The organism is Alteromonas nitratireducens (genome assembly GCF_040812025.1).
GTDB classification, from domain to species: Bacteria; Pseudomonadota; Gammaproteobacteria; order Enterobacterales; family Alteromonadaceae; genus Alteromonas; species Alteromonas nitratireducens.
In genome coordinates this window covers 97,132-113,921 of record NZ_JBFNPK010000010.1, presented here as the reverse complement: position 1 = coordinate 113,921, position 16,790 = coordinate 97,132, and the positions used below count along the sequence as shown (strand labels likewise).

At 52.3% G+C, this 16,790-nt stretch carries 17 protein-coding genes and 1 tRNA gene; 5 read left to right on the top strand and 13 right to left on the bottom strand.

The features are described 5' to 3' along the window. Positions 1 to 53: 53 nt before the first annotated feature. From AB1N33_RS10600 to AB1N33_RS10590, 3 genes are all read right to left on the bottom strand, one after another. Positions 54 to 130 (bottom strand) — tRNA-Trp (locus AB1N33_RS10600). A gap of 174 nt (positions 131 to 304) precedes the next feature. After that, positions 305 to 1,102: a hypothetical protein gene (locus AB1N33_RS10595; protein ID WP_411271521.1), complete on the bottom strand. Its 798-nt coding sequence runs from the start codon at positions 1,100 to 1,102 to the stop codon at positions 305 to 307. Between the two features lie 5 nt (positions 1,103 to 1,107). Continuing rightward, positions 1,108 to 1,287 carry a hypothetical protein gene (locus tag AB1N33_RS10590; RefSeq protein WP_411271520.1) on the bottom strand — a complete coding sequence of 60 codons (180 nt, stop codon included), beginning with the start codon at positions 1,285 to 1,287 and terminating at the stop codon, positions 1,108 to 1,110. A gap of 161 nt (positions 1,288 to 1,448) precedes the next feature. Here AB1N33_RS10590 and AB1N33_RS10585 point away from each other — a divergent pair, with 161 nt between their 5' ends. Continuing rightward, on the top strand, positions 1,449 to 2,198 hold the full coding sequence (locus tag AB1N33_RS10585) for a class I SAM-dependent methyltransferase (protein WP_411271519.1): 750 nt from the start codon (positions 1,449 to 1,451) through the stop codon (positions 2,196 to 2,198). Between the two features lie 48 nt (positions 2,199 to 2,246). Here AB1N33_RS10585 and AB1N33_RS10580 read toward each other — a convergent pair whose 3' ends face one another. Further along, a complete protein-coding gene (locus AB1N33_RS10580) occupies positions 2,247 to 4,088 on the bottom strand; it encodes an ABC transporter ATP-binding protein (RefSeq protein ID WP_411271518.1) in 1,842 nt (613 codons plus the stop codon). A gap of 171 nt (positions 4,089 to 4,259) precedes the next feature. Here AB1N33_RS10580 and AB1N33_RS10575 point away from each other — a divergent pair, with 171 nt between their 5' ends. Continuing rightward, positions 4,260 to 5,414, top strand: coding sequence for a metallophosphoesterase (locus AB1N33_RS10575; RefSeq protein ID WP_411271517.1), 1,155 nt, complete (start codon positions 4,260 to 4,262; stop codon positions 5,412 to 5,414). On the opposite strand, the gene AB1N33_RS10570 is transcribed toward AB1N33_RS10575, so the two are convergent. Continuing rightward, positions 5,407 to 6,495, bottom strand: coding sequence for a CotH family protein (locus AB1N33_RS10570; protein ID WP_411271516.1), 1,089 nt, complete (start codon positions 6,493 to 6,495; stop codon positions 5,407 to 5,409). The two genes, AB1N33_RS10575 and AB1N33_RS10570, sit on opposite strands and share 8 nt — an antisense overlap. Positions 6,496 to 6,561: 66 nt before the next feature. Between AB1N33_RS10570 and AB1N33_RS10565 the strand changes: the two genes are divergently transcribed. Then, the gene (locus tag AB1N33_RS10565; RefSeq protein ID WP_411271515.1) at positions 6,562 to 7,326 is read left to right on the top strand and encodes a DUF4956 domain-containing protein; all 765 of its coding nucleotides are present in this window, start codon (positions 6,562 to 6,564) and stop codon (positions 7,324 to 7,326) included. Positions 7,327 to 7,369: 43 nt separating this feature from the next. Here AB1N33_RS10565 and AB1N33_RS10560 read toward each other — a convergent pair whose 3' ends face one another. Beyond that, on the bottom strand, positions 7,370 to 7,669 hold the full coding sequence (locus tag AB1N33_RS10560) for a winged helix-turn-helix domain-containing protein (RefSeq protein WP_411271514.1): 300 nt from the start codon (positions 7,667 to 7,669) through the stop codon (positions 7,370 to 7,372). After that, positions 7,662 to 8,288, bottom strand: a complete 627-nt coding sequence (locus AB1N33_RS10555; RefSeq protein WP_411271513.1) for a hypothetical protein — start codon at positions 8,286 to 8,288, stop codon at positions 7,662 to 7,664. Before AB1N33_RS10555 ends, AB1N33_RS10560 begins: the two co-directional genes overlap by 8 nt. Before the next feature lie 136 nt (positions 8,289 to 8,424). Between AB1N33_RS10555 and AB1N33_RS10550 the strand changes: the two genes are divergently transcribed. After that, positions 8,425 to 8,862, top strand: a complete 438-nt coding sequence (locus tag AB1N33_RS10550; protein WP_411271512.1) for a DUF2141 domain-containing protein — start codon at positions 8,425 to 8,427, stop codon at positions 8,860 to 8,862. Between the two features lie 61 nt (positions 8,863 to 8,923). Here the strand turns inward: AB1N33_RS10550 and AB1N33_RS10545 are convergent, their stop codons facing one another. Together AB1N33_RS10545 and AB1N33_RS10540 are read right to left on the bottom strand one after the other, a co-directional pair. Then, positions 8,924 to 9,538, bottom strand: a complete 615-nt coding sequence (locus AB1N33_RS10545) for an RraA family protein (protein ID WP_411271511.1) — start codon at positions 9,536 to 9,538, stop codon at positions 8,924 to 8,926. Then, complete coding sequence (locus AB1N33_RS10540) at positions 9,535 to 9,948, bottom strand: MAPEG family protein (protein ID WP_411271510.1); 414 nt, start codon at positions 9,946 to 9,948, stop codon at positions 9,535 to 9,537. Before AB1N33_RS10540 ends, AB1N33_RS10545 begins: the two co-directional genes overlap by 4 nt. A gap of 260 nt (positions 9,949 to 10,208) precedes the next feature. Here AB1N33_RS10540 and AB1N33_RS10535 point away from each other — a divergent pair, with 260 nt between their 5' ends. Then, the gene (locus AB1N33_RS10535; RefSeq protein WP_411271509.1) at positions 10,209 to 12,278 is read left to right on the top strand and encodes a M13 family metallopeptidase; all 2,070 of its coding nucleotides are present in this window, start codon (positions 10,209 to 10,211) and stop codon (positions 12,276 to 12,278) included. A 1-nt stretch (position 12,279) separates the two neighbouring features. Here AB1N33_RS10535 and AB1N33_RS10530 read toward each other — a convergent pair whose 3' ends face one another. The 4 genes from AB1N33_RS10530 to pyrC are packed head-to-tail and all read right to left on the bottom strand — an operon-like array spanning position 12,280 to position 16,668. Then, positions 12,280 to 12,693, bottom strand: a complete 414-nt coding sequence (locus AB1N33_RS10530) for an ACT domain-containing protein (protein ID WP_411271508.1) — start codon at positions 12,691 to 12,693, stop codon at positions 12,280 to 12,282. A 14-nt stretch (positions 12,694 to 12,707) separates the two neighbouring features. Continuing rightward, positions 12,708 to 14,084: an ATP-dependent RNA helicase DbpA gene (gene dbpA, locus AB1N33_RS10525; RefSeq protein WP_411271507.1), complete on the bottom strand. Its 1,377-nt coding sequence runs from the start codon at positions 14,082 to 14,084 to the stop codon at positions 12,708 to 12,710. Between the two features lie 2 nt (positions 14,085 to 14,086). Then, complete coding sequence (locus tag AB1N33_RS10520) at positions 14,087 to 15,652, bottom strand: substrate-binding periplasmic protein (protein ID WP_411271506.1); 1,566 nt, start codon at positions 15,650 to 15,652, stop codon at positions 14,087 to 14,089. After that, positions 15,619 to 16,668, bottom strand: coding sequence for a dihydroorotase (gene pyrC / locus AB1N33_RS10515; protein ID WP_411271505.1), 1,050 nt, complete (start codon positions 16,666 to 16,668; stop codon positions 15,619 to 15,621). The genes AB1N33_RS10520 and pyrC overlap by 34 nt, the downstream gene beginning before the upstream one ends. Between the last annotated feature and the right edge of the window lie 122 nt (positions 16,669 to 16,790).

Sequence of the window (16,790 nt, the reverse complement as noted above, 5' to 3'; positions counted from 1 at the left end):
ATCCTAGCACTTACTGCAATGTTCGTTTCACACCTTCGCGTGAACGCTAAATCTGGCAGGGGTGGAGGGACTCGAACCCCCAACCATCGGTTTTGGAGACCGCTGTTCTACCAATTCGAACTACACCCCTGTGGTATCAGCCATCAGGCTATACTTACACTACCCTTGTGATTATGTGCGTCTTTTCTTGAAGGAAAGTGCGGTATCGCAAGGGAGGGACGCGTATTATACTTAACCACCTTTCAGATACAAGCGCTTTATGGCGTTGTTGAGGTGCTGGTACCTTCGATTGCTTTTGTCGCTTTTATTCACCTTTTTCGGGACAGTATTTTAGTACTTGTGCAGGATGCTTAACGAAGTTTGACAGTTGCTTTGACTTCTTTCTTAAACTCACAACCCATATTCCGAGCAATCCGCCAATAAGCATGTACGCGCAACCCATCAGCATAATGTGCATCGCTGGGGTCGGTGTGTTTAGTGCAATCTGTAACATGACTACATTGATCACCCCGTGAACCACTGCAACCATTAATGCCCATTGTTTTTGTCCACCCGTCCAGTACCAGACATACAACCAGCAAAGAAAAAAATGTATAGCTATTCGGGTAATAACAGCTGACGATAAAAAATATAGCCCCGTCGTTGAGAAATATTGCACAACCGGGAGCTTGTAATCGCCTTCAGACATAACCATTGGGTCAGACAGATAGAAAAAGGAAGAAAGCAATGGCTCAGCTAATAATTGCGTTGTTTCTAACAGCGCGATTAGTAACGCTAGTGACCAAATTGCAGGCTGAATCAGTTGCTTACTCATCTGTGCTCGTTTTAACCACGAACCACAAAAAAGCAGCAGGCTAATTCCTTTCATCATCTCTTCATTAAACCCAAGCAAAAACAACGTCAGGTAGCCATGATCTGTAAGCAGATGTTTTGTAACCGGTGCAAAAAAGCTAACCAACACCGTTAACATCAAAAATAATAAATGACTCGCCAAGAGGGAGTTACCACATTGACGATATCCATAAATGGCAGCGCGGATACTGACACAGCTTGTTGTTATGTAGATCAACAACAATACTGAGAAAGCGATCAGCGCTGCCATAGATTCTATAGCCGGTTGTAGGCGGAGCGAAGGTTGTCGCTATAATTCATCGACATCCCTGCTCCGGTATTGATAACAAAAGCATCCCACTTAATTGTTACGATTCCGATATCTAATGAGCAGCAATGAATTTCCAGTCCGCCTCCAGACACCGCCTCACACTCATCTTCTTTTAATTCGATCATGACAAATTCCTTCTCGATAACGTGCAAAATTGCACAATAGAAACATTACTATTTCGTACCGGATTATGAACTGACGCAGAGACCAGTTTTGTTACATCTTTCACGTTGTTGGCAATCATCACTGCTTCTATGCTGAATTTTGAGTCACAGAGGACACCATCATGTTTAACCTTCGACAAATTGTTGCCGCGCTGACCTGCATAGTTACATTACAGGCCGGTGCACAGGAGACACTGCTGGATTACGCCGATCGCAGTGAACAGGACAAAGCGCGTGATGTCGCCGAGCATCCACTGGATATCGTGGCATTCTCAGGCGTACAGCCTGGTATGACGGTGATAGATGTATTTGGTGGTGGCGGTTATTTTTCCGAGGTATTTGCCAAAGCCGTCGGCCCAAACGGACACGTCGAGCTTATCAATAACCCGCCCTATGACCGCTATGCACAAAAAGGGCTGGCAGCCCGTCAGATGGCAACGCGCCTGCCGAATGTCGCCTACCGCGTTACCAGCCCTGATGATATGGAGCTTACGCCCGATAGCGCTGATGTTGCGCTGCTGATGATGACCTACCACGACCTGTTTTACAGCGACCCGGAGAATAACTGGCCAGCCATCGATACCGACGGGTTTATTGCGCAGATTGCCTCGGCGCTGAAGCCGGGTGGCGTGTTGATCGTCAGCGACCATAAATCTGCCGCCGGACGAAAAGATAAAGATAGTCAGTCTTTACACCGGATAGATGCCGCTTTTGCTAAACAGCAGTTGCTCAGAAGCGGTTTACGCTTCGATGGCGAAATTGGTGTGCAAAGTAACCCGACGGACGACCATACCCTGTCGGTGTTCGACCCGGCGATTCGGGGCCAAACAGATAGGTTTGTTATGCGCTTTGTGAAGCCGGCGGCACGCTAACACACCGGCAATGCGTTACCGGGAAACTGGCGAGGGCTGAACCCGACCTCAGTCCACGCCAATAAAGCCACCGGTCTGATGTGCCCACAGGCGCGCGTAGATACCGTTGTGCGCCAGCAGCTCTGAATGGGTGCCGGCCTCAACAATTTTGCCTTTATCCAGCACCAGCAGGCGGTCCATTTTCGCAATGGTCGATAAACGGTGCGCAATGGCAATCACGGTTTTATTTTCCATCACGCGTTCCAGGCAGGCCTGAATAGCAGCCTCTACCTCTGAGTCCAGTGCCGATGTCGCTTCATCCAGAACCAGTAAAGGCGCATCTTTCAGTAATACCCGTGCAATTGCTATGCGCTGGCGCTGGCCGCCCGAGAGTTTCACACCGCGTTCTCCTACGTGGGCGTCATAGCCCGTGCGGCCCTCACTGTCGGTCAGTGACAATATGAAGTCGTGAGCCTCGGCCTGTTTCGCCGCATTGATCATTGCCTCTTCGGTGGCGTCAGTACGTCCGTACAAAATATTGTCGCGCACTGAACGGTGCATCAGTGAGGTGTCCTGCGTCACCATGCTGATTTTTTCGCGCAGGGTTTCCTGCGGCACGTGATCAATCGACTGCCCGTCTATGCGGATTTCACCACTGTCGATGTCGTAAAAGCGCATCAGCAGGTTAACCAGCGTCGACTTACCCGCACCGGAGCGTCCCACCAGCCCCACTTTCTCGCCGGGCTTTACCGTCAGATTCAGGTTATCAAACACCTGAATAGGTTTGTTATTGGCGCCCTGATAGGCAAAATTGACGTTATCGAAACGCACTTCACCGCCTTTCACTTCCAGCGGCGTAGCATCCGGCTTATCTTTTACGCTCACCGGCTTCGACAGTGTGTTAATACCATCCTGCACCGTACCCAGGTTTTCAAACAGTGCGGTCACTTCCCACATGATCCAGTGTGACATGCCGTTCAGACGCAGACACAGACTGACCGCCACGGCAATGTCACCCGGCGTGACGATATTTTCCAGCCACAGAAACACCGACAGGGCACCCACGGAGAAGATCAAAATGGCATTGGCCATCTCCACACAAAACTCCAGCACCGTAACCAGACGCATCTGCGGGTAAACGGTCTGCAAAAAACCATCCATGCTTTCGCGCGCATAGTCCGCCTCGCGTTTACTGTGTGAAAACAGCTTCACAGTAGTGATATTGGTGTAGCTGTCCACAATACGCCCGGTCATGACTGAGCGGGCATCTGCCTGGCGCTGCGAGACATTCTTCAGCCTGGGTACCAGAATACGCAGAATAAACACGTACACAAAAAACCAGATAATCAACGGCATCGCCAGGCGCCAGTCTGTGCTGAATACCAGCACCACCATCGACACAAAGTACACACTGATGTACACCATCAGATCGAGCAGCTTGGTGACCGTCTCACGCACCGACAGCGCGGTTTGCATGACCTTGGTGGCTACCCGCCCGGCAAACTCATCGTGGAAAAATGTCAGGCTCTGCCCCAGCACATAACGATGGGCCTGCCAGCGGATCCGCATGGGGTAGTTGCCCATCAGCGACTGGCGACTGAACAGCGAACGCAGCAGAATAAAACCCGGAATAAACAGCAGCACTACCGCTCCCATGAGCCACAGGGTATCTGCTTCATCCTGTAAAAATGTCGCCCGGTCGGCCTGTGCGAACCAGTCAACCAACTGACCTAAAAAGCCGAACAGGGCCACTTCCAGCACCGCAACAATGGCACTGAGCAATGACACACAGGCAATGATTTTCCACATGCCCTGGGTGTAATAGCGACAGAATGCGACCAGGCCCTTCGGCGGCTCCGTCGGTGCATCCGCAGGAAAAGGCTGGGTCAGTCGTTCAAAAAAAGAAAACATAACGCTCCGAAAAAATAGAGAAAAACAGGCGGCACTCGCCCTCTCACAAGGGCCTGTATGATAGCCGAATGCCGGGAACAGAGATAGTTACGCACCAGGCCAACATCGGATTATTCATAACCAATAAGTCTATCTATACTTAACTTCATCCCCTTCATCAGGAATGTAGCATTGAGACTCTTGTGGCTGGCTGTCATCAGCCTGTTGTCAGTATGTTCGGCAATGGCTGACAGCGCGACCTATGACCCTGCGGGCAAAATTGTTGTCGTTGGCGATGTCCACGGTGACTATGACCGCTTCACCTGTGTGCTCGAGCAGGCAGGACTGGTTAACAGCCGCTTACGCTGGACTGGTGAGAATGCCACGCTGGTCCAGGTAGGGGATATTGTTGACCGGGGGCCGGACAGTCGCAAAGTCATAGACCTGCTGCGAGGGTTAAAACCCATGGCAAGGCGAAAAGGTGGGAATGTGTTTACCCTGCTTGGTAACCATGAAGCCATGCTGGTTGCGGCAGATACACGCTATGTTCACCCGGGTGAATACCGTGCTTTTGTTGACCGGCGCTCCCAACGCCGGCAGCAACAATATCTGTCTGTGTACATTGACCACATCAAAAACACCCAGCCAGAGGACAGCTGGCCTGATTTTAACGCCAGCGACTACCGGCAGGGCCTGGAGCAACAGTTTCCCCCCGGCTATGTCGAGTATATGCAGGCATGGTCACCCAAAGGCGAGTATGGCGCCTGGGCCATCGCCAACCCGGCGGTGCTCAAACTGGGCAGGCTGCTGTTTGTGCACGGCGGTATGGGCCCGACAACGCAAAACTTCACGGTGACCGAACTCAATCAGTGGGTTCACAGTGAGCTGGCAACGCGTGAAAAGGCCATGCTGTCGGATTTACTCAATGATCCGGACGGTCCCCTGTGGTATCGCGGACACATGCTGAATGTGCAAACAGATACCGCTGAACAGGAACGCATTAACGACACACTGCAACGACTACAGGCAGATCATATTATTATGGGACATACGCCGGTCGCCGGGGCTATCATCCCGCGCTTTAACAATGCTGTGATTGGCGTGGATGTGGGGCTGGCCAGCTATTACGGCGGCCCCTGTGCGTTTCTTGAAATTGATGGCGACCAGTTTACGGCGGTGCACAATGGGGTTCGGGTCCCGCTCCCCTCAGCCGGTGAAAGCGAGGACAATTATTTACAGCAGGTGCTGAGTCTGGATCCCGACAATGCCATGCTGAAGCGGTATCTGCAGCGACTGGCGCAGCCTGATACCGATACGCCGGCTGTCGATCCGGACAAACTCAACTAACACAAAATTTGTTCATTTTTTCCGTGAAGTCCGGACTGGCAAGCAGCGACAATGATGTTGTTAAAAACTCCCGCATTACCCTGCGGTTCTTTTCTGTGGTTTCAGGCACCGCGTCAATGACCGCAAAAAGCCGGTCTCTGATAGCCAGAATGTCCGCCCGGTAGGCCTCCACCGATTCATGATGAGCGCACACACCACGATACACCCGGGTAGATAGGGGAATACCGGCTGGGTTGATTGCGTAAGGCGCATCAACAAATCCCGAATAGTCGAAGTCATAGGCAACCGGCACCACACTGTCGGGTTTAGCCTGCATAAAACGGTAAGGCAGCAGAAGCTTTACGTTATGACAACAGCTGTCGCCCTCTTTCGGCAGGGTTGGTGAATAATCCAGGTTGGCTATCAGATACTGGAACAACGCAAATTGCATGGTGGCGTCTTTCTCAAGCTGCGTGGCAGTGACACGTGTTGTATCAAACTCCCTGAGACCGTGTCGCTTCGCGAGATCATCAATGTCTTCAATAAAAAAACCCAGCTTGACCAGCGACGGCGACTTGTCAGGGTCGGTGTGGTAGCGAATACGTACCGGCCTGACCCGTAAACTGACCGGAGAAATTTCATTCATTAGTTTATAAGCCGCATACTCCCGTAACATCAGCTGCTCAAACAGGCTTCTGCGCTGACAGTGTGTAACCAGCTTAATTTTCTTGTGACCTTTAAATAGCGGGACGTGTTTTAGCTTTTTCTCAAACAGTAGCCGAAGTGGCGGAAAACTGCATACAGAAGGGTCCCGTCGGGAATTCCCTCTGGCCTGCACCAGCCCGTCGACAAGGTAGGTTTCTCCCTGATGCTGAAAGCGCAGTTGCATTGACCTTGGCTCAACACTTTTCGGCGCCAGCATGGTTAATTTGCGTAATTCCGGAACGATGAGGTCAATATCAACAATGTCATCCGAACGAAATAATGGCCGGGGTGGATCGCCGGGACTGACCGCTGCATGACTGTCAACTGCGTGAAGCAACATCCATATACACCAGGCAAAAAGCCACAGGCCCAGCGCGACTTTAGCCGAGGTTTTCACAGGTTTGACAACCTTGTTTTTTTCTCCCATCTTCAAAGTACGCCCCGTCATGTAAGCACCGCGTCTATGGATGAACCTTCGTCTGGCTATATTGATGCTGACTACCGTCAGTATAGACGCAATCTTGTGCATACCATGACGCACGTTGTACTTTATTACGGCAGTCTCGTTGCCGCCGGCCTGTTGCTTTTTTGGTTTAATCCCGACCTCATCGCCGCTCTGCCGGTCGGCGGGCTGTCTGAATTTAGCGTCATCGCCAGCAAGTCCAGCGAAACCCTGCTCAAGGCGAATGAAGCCAACGCCGCCACCGGCTGGGTTGCGGGCATGATCACGCTGGCCACGGCCCTGTTCTGCACCATCGGTCTGATGATCCCAGTGTCCTGGGTATATAACGCGACCCATGAGGGCGACGAATTCGACCACTCCATTCCTGAAACAATTCTGGTGCTGCCCGCTGTTGTGGCTGGCGTAGTCATGGTGGTTCAGCACTCGCTAGCACTGGCGTTCAGTCTGGCGGGGATTGTTGCCGGGGTACGTTTCAGGCGGGCGTTGCAGGACACGTTCGATGCGCTGTTTATACTTACCGCCATCAGCGTGGGACTGGCCGCGGGCGTGCATGCCCTTGAGGTAGCGGCCGTGGCCACCGTGTTTTTCAATTGTGCAGCACTGGTTACCTGCTACATATCGCCGGGCCTGGAATCACGCTACGTGTATCAGAAGAAGCTTCAGGAAAAAGACAGAAAGCGCGAGAAAGCCCTGCAGAATGACGCCATTGATGAGTCAAAAGACGATAAACTTCCTCCGACCCGCTTACCTGACAGTCGGAAATAGCAGGCTGCACCAGACATGTCAGAGCACGCTATTACGCTGACATTCATTCCTGACTATCACCCAACAGAATCTTCATGGCCTCAAGGTAATCTATCCAGGCTGCACGTCCCTCATCCGTGAGATGTACAAGGGTTTGAGGCCGTTTTCCTTTATATCCCTTCTCCTGCTTTACGTAGCCGGCTGCTTCCAGTTTTCCGAGGTGGGTGGATAAATTCCCATTTGTCGCTCCCGTTTTTTCAATCAGCTCGCCAAAGCTGGCTGGATTGACGGCTGACAGATATGCCATTACACCAAGACGCAACCGCCCGTGTATGACTTCATCTATCTCCGGCTGCTTATTCATTCTCATTTCGCTCTTCTTTAAGTTCAATATAACCCGGAAGCGCCATGCAAAGCGCGACGGCTAGTGCAGCCAAAAAGTACATCGTGACATGATTGTTTAATAGCAGGGTAACGATCATCGCTACACCACATCCCAGCGCAGCCAGACTCAGGTACTTCTTATTACTCAAGCTGCCTAAAATATGTAAATGCAGCGCTTCAATTCCAAAGGCAAACGGCAGTATGAGATTGTAAGCCTCTGGATCGAGAATGCCACCGACCACCGCAGTAAAAACTGCCAACGCATATACGCCAACGAGGAGCCCAAGCGTTTTACCCGATATAGCGGAAAGCCGGTTTACAAACGAGTTCACACCACTTTTTTCGCGTTTGCGTTTTGCCGCCAGCATGGACAGCAGACCACCAAGCACGCCGTAGCCTAACCATACCAGGCTTAGCCCTTTTCCTGTCAGAGGAAATAACTCTGCCTTTGCGGCGCCGTGCAGCAACAGCGTAGGCACAAGCAGACTACTCCAGATGAGAAAAAACACGCCGCCCAGTAAAGGACTGTGTGCCGCGTCCTTTGCAAGCTTGGCTGCAAAATCTAAGTCACTGATAAGTTTATGGTTACTGGTTGCCATATCTGGGCTCCGAAATATTTTTTCACATTTTACATGCAATTTAGTTTGCATTACAAACCAATTTAGGTTTCAATCTAAAAACAGTTTGATTTTCAAACTAAACTGCAAGAAAAACAACTTTACTAAGGAATCTCTCATGAAAAAAATAATCTCAGTACTTGCGCTGACACTGCCATCAGTATTTTCGGTTACCGCTGCAGCAACAGACAAAGTGACGTTTCAGGTAGCACTTAATGGCGTGAAAACGGGCCATGCCCCTCTGTATGTGTCTGTTCAGGATGCGAATAAAATAAGAACCAGCAGTGCCAATGCAGGTGTGATATTGCGCGAATTAAACGAAGAGTCTGTCACTGTTGACTTAGAAGTTGAGCCGGGTGTCTATGCCGTTTCTGTATGGCATGACCTGGATGAGGACGGCAAATTCTCTATGGGAAAAAACTACATCCCTACGGATGGTTGGGGTGCGAGTGGGACCCCACCGAGAGATCGCGCTCCCAGTTTCGATGACATGAAAATTGAAATTTTTCAAAATGGGCAGGTCATTGCGGTCGATATGGATTATGCGACAGAGTAAGACAGTGTATCGTGGGGCGGTAAGCCCCACTGTATTCTCGCTGTTGGCGTTGTTCTTCGGATTATGCCTGCCAGCCGAGTTTCGCCAGTGCCGCATCGACCTTGGCCTTATGATCGGCTTCCCATTCATCCAGTGTCATTGATGCGTCTTTCTCTGCGCGTGCTTTAGCAATGCGCAGCGCTTCATCGGCAAAGTCTTTTGGCAGCACCGCAATACCTTCCTCGTCAGCCACAATAATGTCGCCGGGGTTAACTGTCACACCGCCGCAGGTGATCGGTTCGTTCAGCGGCGACAGGCGTTTCTTGGCGCCGGGTTTGGGAATATGTCCGCGCGCATAGACCGGAAACTGCATGTCCCTGACTTCGCCTACGTCACGCAGTGTGCCGTCCAGCACAAACCCTTTGATACCGCGACGCTGTGCAATTGCACAGACATTGCCTCCCGCCAGCGCATAGGTGCTGTCCGCCTCGACAACGATAATATCGCCGGGGCTGGCACGGTAAATAGCGGCATGCAGCATCAGATGATCGCCGGCTTCGCATTTTACCGTATAAGCCGGCCCGGCAATGCGCGGCACCGCCCGCCATACGCCGCTGATACCAAAATCCATAAACTGCTCGCGACCAAGCGCGTCTGCATAGTCGCAGGTAGACACCGCGCAAAACCCTTCATTCATTTTGCGACTCCTGTCAGCAGCTCAATCAGCCAGTAGCCACAGATAACCAGTTGTACGAAAAACGCCAGACCACGCAAGCCAATTGCCCAGGTTGCGCCTGAGATCATGTGAATGACTGACTGGAACAGGCGTGCGTATAACAGCCACATCGCCAGCGGATCAGTGACAGACTGCGCACCGACAGCCAGTGACAATACCAGCGTGCCGACGACAAATACCGCACTCTCGACACAATTGGCGTGAGCACGGGTGATGCGATAACACAGGCTGTCAGCATCAGTGCCGTCCGGCTTAAACACCACACTGTGTTTGTCGCTCACCACCAGCTTGGCGCGATACGCAATCATCAGAAATATCAGTAAGATGGTCCAGACTATGTACCCTGCTAATGCCGTTGCGGTTGCACTCATTTCGTTGTCCTTTTGATGATGGTTTAATCCACTATAACAGGCTTACTGACGCTGGGAAGGGGCGATTAAGTTGTTACAACCTGTGTCATTTGGCTTGTCCTGCGTTGTCTTCGCTCACACCTCGTGCAATTATCCATCGCTAAATGTCTGCCATCGCATCCTTCATGCTGTGCCAGACCCGGCGCACAGCGGCGTTTTCCTCTGTGCCGGAATAAGAATTTCGCGCGCCCTACGCGCAATCAGGTAACACAGGAATGATTATGAAAAAAACTGCCATTGGTCTGGCTATTGCGTTTGCGCTTGCCGGCTGTAACCCTGCCCCGTCATCTGACACTCAGGCCCCTGCTGCACCTGTCGCACAGGAAAAAGAAGTCAAATCACTGTCATCCGGGATCATGAAAGACAACATGGATACCAGTGTCGATCCGGGCGACGACTTTTTTACCTACGTCAACGGTAAGTGGCTGGAAAAAACCACTATCCCTGCGGACAAGTCCAGCTATGGTGCGTTTACTATCCTGCGTGATGCCTCACAGGAAGACGTGATGGAAATCATTCGTACCTCAGCAGAAGGCGATTTTGCAGCAGGCTCTGATGAACAGAAAGTGGGTGACTTTTACAAAGCCTACATGGACATGGAAACCCGCAATGCGCTTGGCAGTGCACCACTGGCGCCAGAGCTGGCAAAAATTGAAGCCATTGAGGATTACAGTGATCTGGCAACCTATTTTGCCTACGCCAACCGCTATGGCTTTGGCGCGCCGTTTGCCATTGGCCAGGTTCCTGACTTTAAATCACCCAAAGAGTATATGATTTATACCTGGCAGAGTGGTCTTGGTCTGCCTGAGCGCGATTACTATTTCAATGACGATGAAGCCTCACAGAAAATTCGTGATGCGTATGTCAAACACATTGAAACCATGCTGAGCCTGGCGGGCATGGACGCGCCGGCTGACAAGGCAGCCATGCTGATGGCGCTGGAAACGCGCATTGCCGACTTACACATGAAGAAAGAGAAAACCCGTGACTGGGCGACCAACTACAATAAAGTGGCAGTTTCGGATCTCAGCACACACATGCCACAGTTTGACTGGAATGCCTTTCTGACCGAAGCGCAGCTTAGCGACCTCGACAGCCTGGTGTTTTTGCAAACCGATTTCATGGGCAACCTCGACACACTGATCACCGACACGTCTCTGGAAGACTGGAAAACTTTCCTGAAATGGAACCTGGTGAATGCCAGCGCAACCCGCCTGTCGGCCGACTTTGATGAAGCGAACTTTGCGTTCTACAGCAAGGTCCTGCAAGGCGTTGAAGAACAGCGCGAACACTGGCGCCGTGCTGTCGATGTGGTTAACAACCATGTCGGTGAAGTGATTGGAAAAGTGTACGTGAAAGAACACTTCCCGCCAGAAGCCAAAGCCCGCATGACAGAACTGGTAGACAACCTGCTGCTGGCCTACAAAGACAGTATCCAGAACCTCGACTGGATGACTGACGAAACCAAAGCACAGGCGCTGGACAAGCTGTCTAAGTTTACTGTGAAAATTGGTTATCCTGACCAGTGGAAAGACTACTCTGCCCTTACCGTTGATGCCAAAGATCTGTTTGGAAACCTGAAGCGGTCAGCCGATGTAGTTTATGAAGAAATGCTTGAGAAGCAGGGCGGCCCGGTCTGGACTCACGAGTGGTCGATGACACCGCAGACCGTTAATGCGTACTACAACCCCACCATGAACGAAATCGTATTCCCGGCGGCTATTTTGCAGCCCCCGTTCTTCGACATGAATGCTGATGATGCGGTTAACTATGGGGGAATTGGTGCGGTTATCGGTCACGAGATTGGTCACGGCTTTGACGATTCCGGATCGACGTTTGACGGTGACGGCGTACTGCGCAACTGGTGGACAGAACAGGATCTGAGCGAGTTTAAAGCACGTACAGCCCAGTTGGTTGGTCAGTACGATGAGTTTGAGGCACTGCCGGGTCTGTTTGTTAACGGTGAATATACGCTGGGCGAGAACATTGGTGATCTTGGCGGCATCAGCATTGCCCTTAAGGCGTATCATATGTCACTGAATGGTGAAGCCGCGCCGGTACTGGATGGCTTTACCGGCGATCAGCGGGTATTCATCGGCTTTGGTCAGGTGTGGGCAACGAAATACCGTGATGAGGCGTTGCGCAGCCGTATTGCCACGGACTCACATTCACCCGCACATTTCCGGGCGAACGGGTCGGTAAGAAACGTGCCGGCATTCTATGAAGCGTTTAACGTGGAGAAGGACGACGCGCTGTACCTGCCACCGGAACAACGCGTTAAGATCTGGTAAATCAGGATTTAACCTGTCCCGCGCTGAGCCTGCGTAATGCACTCAGCGCGTCTTCTGCCTGTTCTGTAGGCACAAACAGATGGTCATGGTAATACGCGGCAACCACATTTGCACTGATGCCGGTTGCGGTAAGCGCCGCAGAGATTGCTGCGGTCATCCCCACGGCTTCCAGGCTGGAATGGACATTACAGGTAATACAACGAAACGACCCGGTCGCTTCCCATTGCTGTGACGATGCCACCTCTGTCGGCACGATCAGTGAAATCCCTTCTTTCTCGACAAACAGGCCACGTACCTTATCAAGCACCGGCGTTGCGGTGTCCAGATCACTGACACACACAAACGTATACTCTGCCTCATCCATTTCTGGATGAAGCTGCGCTAACAAGGTTACCAGTTCGGTCTCACCACCCATGGATTGCTCTCCCTTTATTTGAGTTTTCGTGCCTTAATCCGCTTGCCTTTTATTTTGCCATCACGGAATTGCCCGAGCGCGCGTTTCACACTGCGCACTTTCACAGCCACCAGGGCATGATCGGCCCGCACCATAATTTTGCCGATATCCTCGCCGGGAATACCAGCTTCCTGGGTCAGCGCCCCAAGAATGTCACCGGGACGCAATTTTTGCTTTTTGCCTGCATTAAGTAATAGCGCATTATACTCAGGCTGCACGATCCGGTTTCGGTGAAAGCGTAAACTTTGTGCCCCTTTCTTAGGTAAGTCCTGTCCACGGGCAATTTCCAGTCTGGCAAGCGCCGGCATATCCTCATCGCTGACCAACGATACGGCCAGCCCGGACGCCCCGGCCCTGGCCGTCCGGCCAATCCGGTGAGTATGCGTGTCGGTGTCCTCACTCAGACTGTAATTCACCACGCATTCGACATCGTCAATATCCAGCCCGCGAGCAGCCACGTCCGTGGCGACCAATACGGGTAGTGCCTTAAGCGCAAACTGTGCAATCACCTGATTTCGCTCGCGCTGCTCCATATCACCCTGCAATCCCGCGGCAGTAAAGCCTTCTGCCTGAAGATAAGCGACAACATCAGCAACCTGTTTTCGGGTGTTGCAAAAAACGATGGTACTGGCTGGCTGATAGTGGGTAAGCACCGCTTTCAGTGCCTGCTCGCGGACATGCGGCAACACCGTGTAAACCTTCTCGTCAATATCGGGTGCCGCTGTCGCCACCTCCACTTTCACGTACTCAGGCTTCTGCTGATAACGTCCGGCAATGGCAAGCAGAGGGGCAGGAAATGTTGCCGAAAAGAACAGCGTTTGCGCCGAGCGTGGTGTGGCCGACAGGATCATATCGACGTCTTCGGCAAAGCCCATGTCCAGCATGCGGTCGGCTTCATCGAGAACCCGCACGGTCACATCACTCAGCGACAAACGCCTTTTTTCAAGATGCGCCAGCACCCGGCCCGGCGTTCCAACCACAATGTGACAGCCATGCCGGAGCGACTTGATATCCGGCCCCATTGGCGTACCACCACACAGCATCAGCACTTTCACGTTCGGGATCTGGCTGGCTGCCATACGACACTGGTCTGCTACCTGGGCAGCCAGTTCACGTGTTGGACACAGGATAACCGCCTGTGGTGTCAGCCGTGTGGGATCCAGCCGTTGCAAAATGGGCAGCACGAAACACAGTGTTTTACCACTGCCTGTCTGCGCCTGCCCCTGAATATCACGTCCTTCGAGTGCGAGCGGTAAAGAGGCCTGTTGGATAGGGGAAAGCTGCAGAATGTTGTGCGCCGCAAGCGCATCGGCAATTTCAGGGCGTAAAGCCAGTGAAGAAAACTCAGTCATAACTACTCATTTTCGCGCCATAACTGAATGACGCCATCCTTAATGTGGTGTGTAAGTCCGTTAGCCCGCCACAGCTTCTCGCTCCAGGAGGCAGACCATTGTGCAAATGCCGCAGAATGCTTCACCCTGTCGGCAGCATCCTGAAGCACTTTGGCCAACAGGGGTTCCGTACCATTCCGCGAGAGCACCAGATACAGAGAAATGATGCGGTACTCAGCAACCAGCATGACATCAGAGCAGTCTGCTATCAAAGACCGGCATGCTGTCGTCACGCCGCCGCGAGAGCCAAATACATAATCAATCTCACCGTTCAACATGGCCAGCGTCGCCGCCTCCCAGCTGTCGAAGGCCGTCACATCAAATCCCGCCTCCTTCGCCACAGCCTCACGGTAGTCGCCTGCCAGTACGCCAATTCTGGCCTCGCGTGGCACCGCGTTGAGCGACACATAGCGCTGCCCGTTAATGCCATACAGGGCATGCATGTTACGTGTAATCGGCGTTATCCAGTAATACAGCGACTCGCGTTCCGGGGTGCGGGCAACAGAAAAAGCTAACAGGTTAGGCTTTGACGACTCACGGACAATCCGCTCCCACGGTGTGGACAATATTGGCTTTTCAATGCCCGCCTCATTCAGAATGGCTTTCACCAGTTCTGCCGCATACCCCGTTACCGTGCCATCGGATGCCTGCTCACTGAAAAACGGTACCTGGTCGGCCAGCACCCATAAATCCTGTGCCAGCAGATCAGTCGGGCTGACAAACCGCAATACACCCTGCTCGCGAACGGCTGACACCCCATACCGCGCAAGCTTTTCGATGGTTTTATCAAGGGCATTCCGATATGTTTCGGTCTGCTTGAAACGGTCGGCGGCAGCGGTGAGCTGCTCAGCCAGCGCGGCGTATTCGGGCTTTCTGGGCATGACCAGATACGTTGTGGTTTCCCCCCAGGTTAATACTGGCGTCAGGGCCGAACAGTCGAGCTTGTTTTCCTTACAGACCACCGACAGGCCGGTCCGGGAGAAAAACACCGCATCCACTCTGTCGTGCAGCACGGCTTCCACCGCCTGACGCCAGCTTGTCACGCCCATCACGGTTTTCCCCAGTTCGGTCAGAACTGACTCCCGGTATCCTCCCCGTATTGCACTGACCGTTTCAACGTCGGAAAACGACGGAGATGGCTTGCGGGCAATAGGATGGGAGTTTTTGGCAAACAGCGTAATAGGGTTGCTGCTCATCGGCGTGATCCAGTAATACTGCTGTTCACGCTCCGGGGTTCTGACCAGGGCAGAGGCGAGGATTTTTTCCCCTTTTTCCAGCATTAATAATTGCCGGGCTGAGGGCACTTCCTCGATATATACGGGTAAGCCGGCTTCCTTTACGACACCTGCAGCAATACTTGCCTCGAAACCAGGCTGATTGTCATCGTCTTTTCCGGAAAGCTGAGGCGTAACAACAATGGTCAGGGGCTCGTCAGCCCGAACAGACCACGATAACGCAATCTGTGCCAGGCCAACGCAAAAAAGGCAGAAAAATATCAGGCGTTGTCGAACGCGCTTTGTAACTTCCATTGAAGTGTCTGACCTGCATAGAAAGGAACCATTTCCGTACCGTCAGCCAGTGTTACCTGTTCTGGCACCATCCAAGGTGACTTAACCAGTGTGATTGTGCTTTGATTGCGTGGCAAACCGTAAAAGTCAGCCCCAAAGTTGCTGGCAAAGTTTTCCAGCTTGTCCAGCACACCCAGATCTTCAAATACCTGGGCATACAGTTCAATCGCACTCCACGCACTGTAGCAACCCGCACAGCCACAGGCATTTTCTTTTTTATGTTTAGCATGGGGGGCTGAATCTGTCCCCAGGAAGAATTTCTTGTTGCCACTGGCAACCACTTCACGCAGCGCCTGCTGATGCACATTACGCTTCAACACGGGCAGGCAGTAGTTGTGAGGGCGAATACCGCCAACAAGCATGTCGTTACGATTTAACAGCAAATGCTGCGGGGTAATGGTCGCGCCGACTTTGTCGTCCCGGCTTTTCACAAACTCCACCGCATCAGCCGTAGTGATATGCTCGAACACCATTTTCAGGTCAGAGAAGGTGTCAGCGATTGGCTCCATATGGGTGTCAATGAACACTTTTTCGCGGTCAAAGATATCAATATGGTTGTCTGTTACCTCGCCATGGATCAGCAGCAACATACCCGCTTCCTGCATCGCTTCGAAAACAGGATACAGTGACTCAATCCCCGACACAGCGGCGTCAGAGTTCGTGGTCGCACCCGCCGGATAAAGTTTACTGGCAACCACACCCTGGCGCTTTGCCTCAAAAATATCCTCAGGGGTAGTGTCATTGGTCAGATACAGGGTCACCAGTGGTTCGAACGTACTGCCGGCTGGACGTGCCGCCAGGATCCGCTCGCGGTATGCCATGGCCATCGCCGCATTGGTAACTGGCGGAACCAGATTCGGCATGGCAATCGCGCGGGCAAAGCAGCGTGCCGTGGCCGGAACGGTTTCAGGCAGCATATCGCCGTCACGAAAATGTAAATGCCAGTCATCAGGGGTTCGAATCGTCAGTGTTTGCATTGTCTAACCTGTTCGCTATTACTTAACAACCTGATAAGTATATCACTTAGGGGATAAGCTTGGCACTCACAACGCGGACCGAATGAGATTATCTGTACCGGTCCAAAGACAGCGCACAGGGC

Excerpts from the sequence above, each read along its gene's own strand:
- AB1N33_RS10590 (WP_411271520.1), bottom strand. The coding sequence starts at position 1,287 with ATGATCGAATTAAAAGAAGATGAGTGTGAGGCGGTGTCTGGAGGCGGA.
- AB1N33_RS10535 (WP_411271509.1), top strand. The coding sequence starts at position 10,209 with ATGAAAAAAACTGCCATTGGTCTGGCTATTGCGTTTGCGCTTGCCGGC.
- AB1N33_RS10550 (WP_411271512.1), top strand. The coding sequence starts at position 8,425 with ATGAAAAAAATAATCTCAGTACTTGCGCTGACACTGCCATCAGTATTT.
- AB1N33_RS10585 (WP_411271519.1), top strand. The coding sequence starts at position 1,449 with ATGTTTAACCTTCGACAAATTGTTGCCGCGCTGACCTGCATAGTTACA.
- AB1N33_RS10595 (WP_411271521.1), bottom strand. The coding sequence starts at position 1,102 with ATGGCAGCGCTGATCGCTTTCTCAGTATTGTTGTTGATCTACATAACA.
- AB1N33_RS10580 (WP_411271518.1), bottom strand. The coding sequence starts at position 4,088 with ATGTTTTCTTTTTTTGAACGACTGACCCAGCCTTTTCCTGCGGATGCA.
- pyrC (WP_411271505.1), bottom strand. The coding sequence starts at position 16,668 with ATGCAAACACTGACGATTCGAACCCCTGATGACTGGCATTTACATTTT.
- AB1N33_RS10540 (WP_411271510.1), bottom strand. The coding sequence starts at position 9,948 with ATGAGTGCAACCGCAACGGCATTAGCAGGGTACATAGTCTGGACCATC.
- dbpA (WP_411271507.1), bottom strand. The coding sequence starts at position 14,084 with ATGACTGAGTTTTCTTCACTGGCTTTACGCCCTGAAATTGCCGATGCG.
- AB1N33_RS10560 (WP_411271514.1), bottom strand. The coding sequence starts at position 7,669 with ATGAATAAGCAGCCGGAGATAGATGAAGTCATACACGGGCGGTTGCGT.
- AB1N33_RS10565 (WP_411271515.1), top strand. The coding sequence starts at position 6,562 with ATGGATGAACCTTCGTCTGGCTATATTGATGCTGACTACCGTCAGTAT.
- AB1N33_RS10520 (WP_411271506.1), bottom strand. The coding sequence starts at position 15,652 with ATGGAAGTTACAAAGCGCGTTCGACAACGCCTGATATTTTTCTGCCTT.
- AB1N33_RS10555 (WP_411271513.1), bottom strand. The coding sequence starts at position 8,288 with ATGGCAACCAGTAACCATAAACTTATCAGTGACTTAGATTTTGCAGCC.
- AB1N33_RS10530 (WP_411271508.1), bottom strand. The coding sequence starts at position 12,693 with ATGGGTGGTGAGACCGAACTGGTAACCTTGTTAGCGCAGCTTCATCCA.
- AB1N33_RS10545 (WP_411271511.1), bottom strand. The coding sequence starts at position 9,538 with ATGAATGAAGGGTTTTGCGCGGTGTCTACCTGCGACTATGCAGACGCG.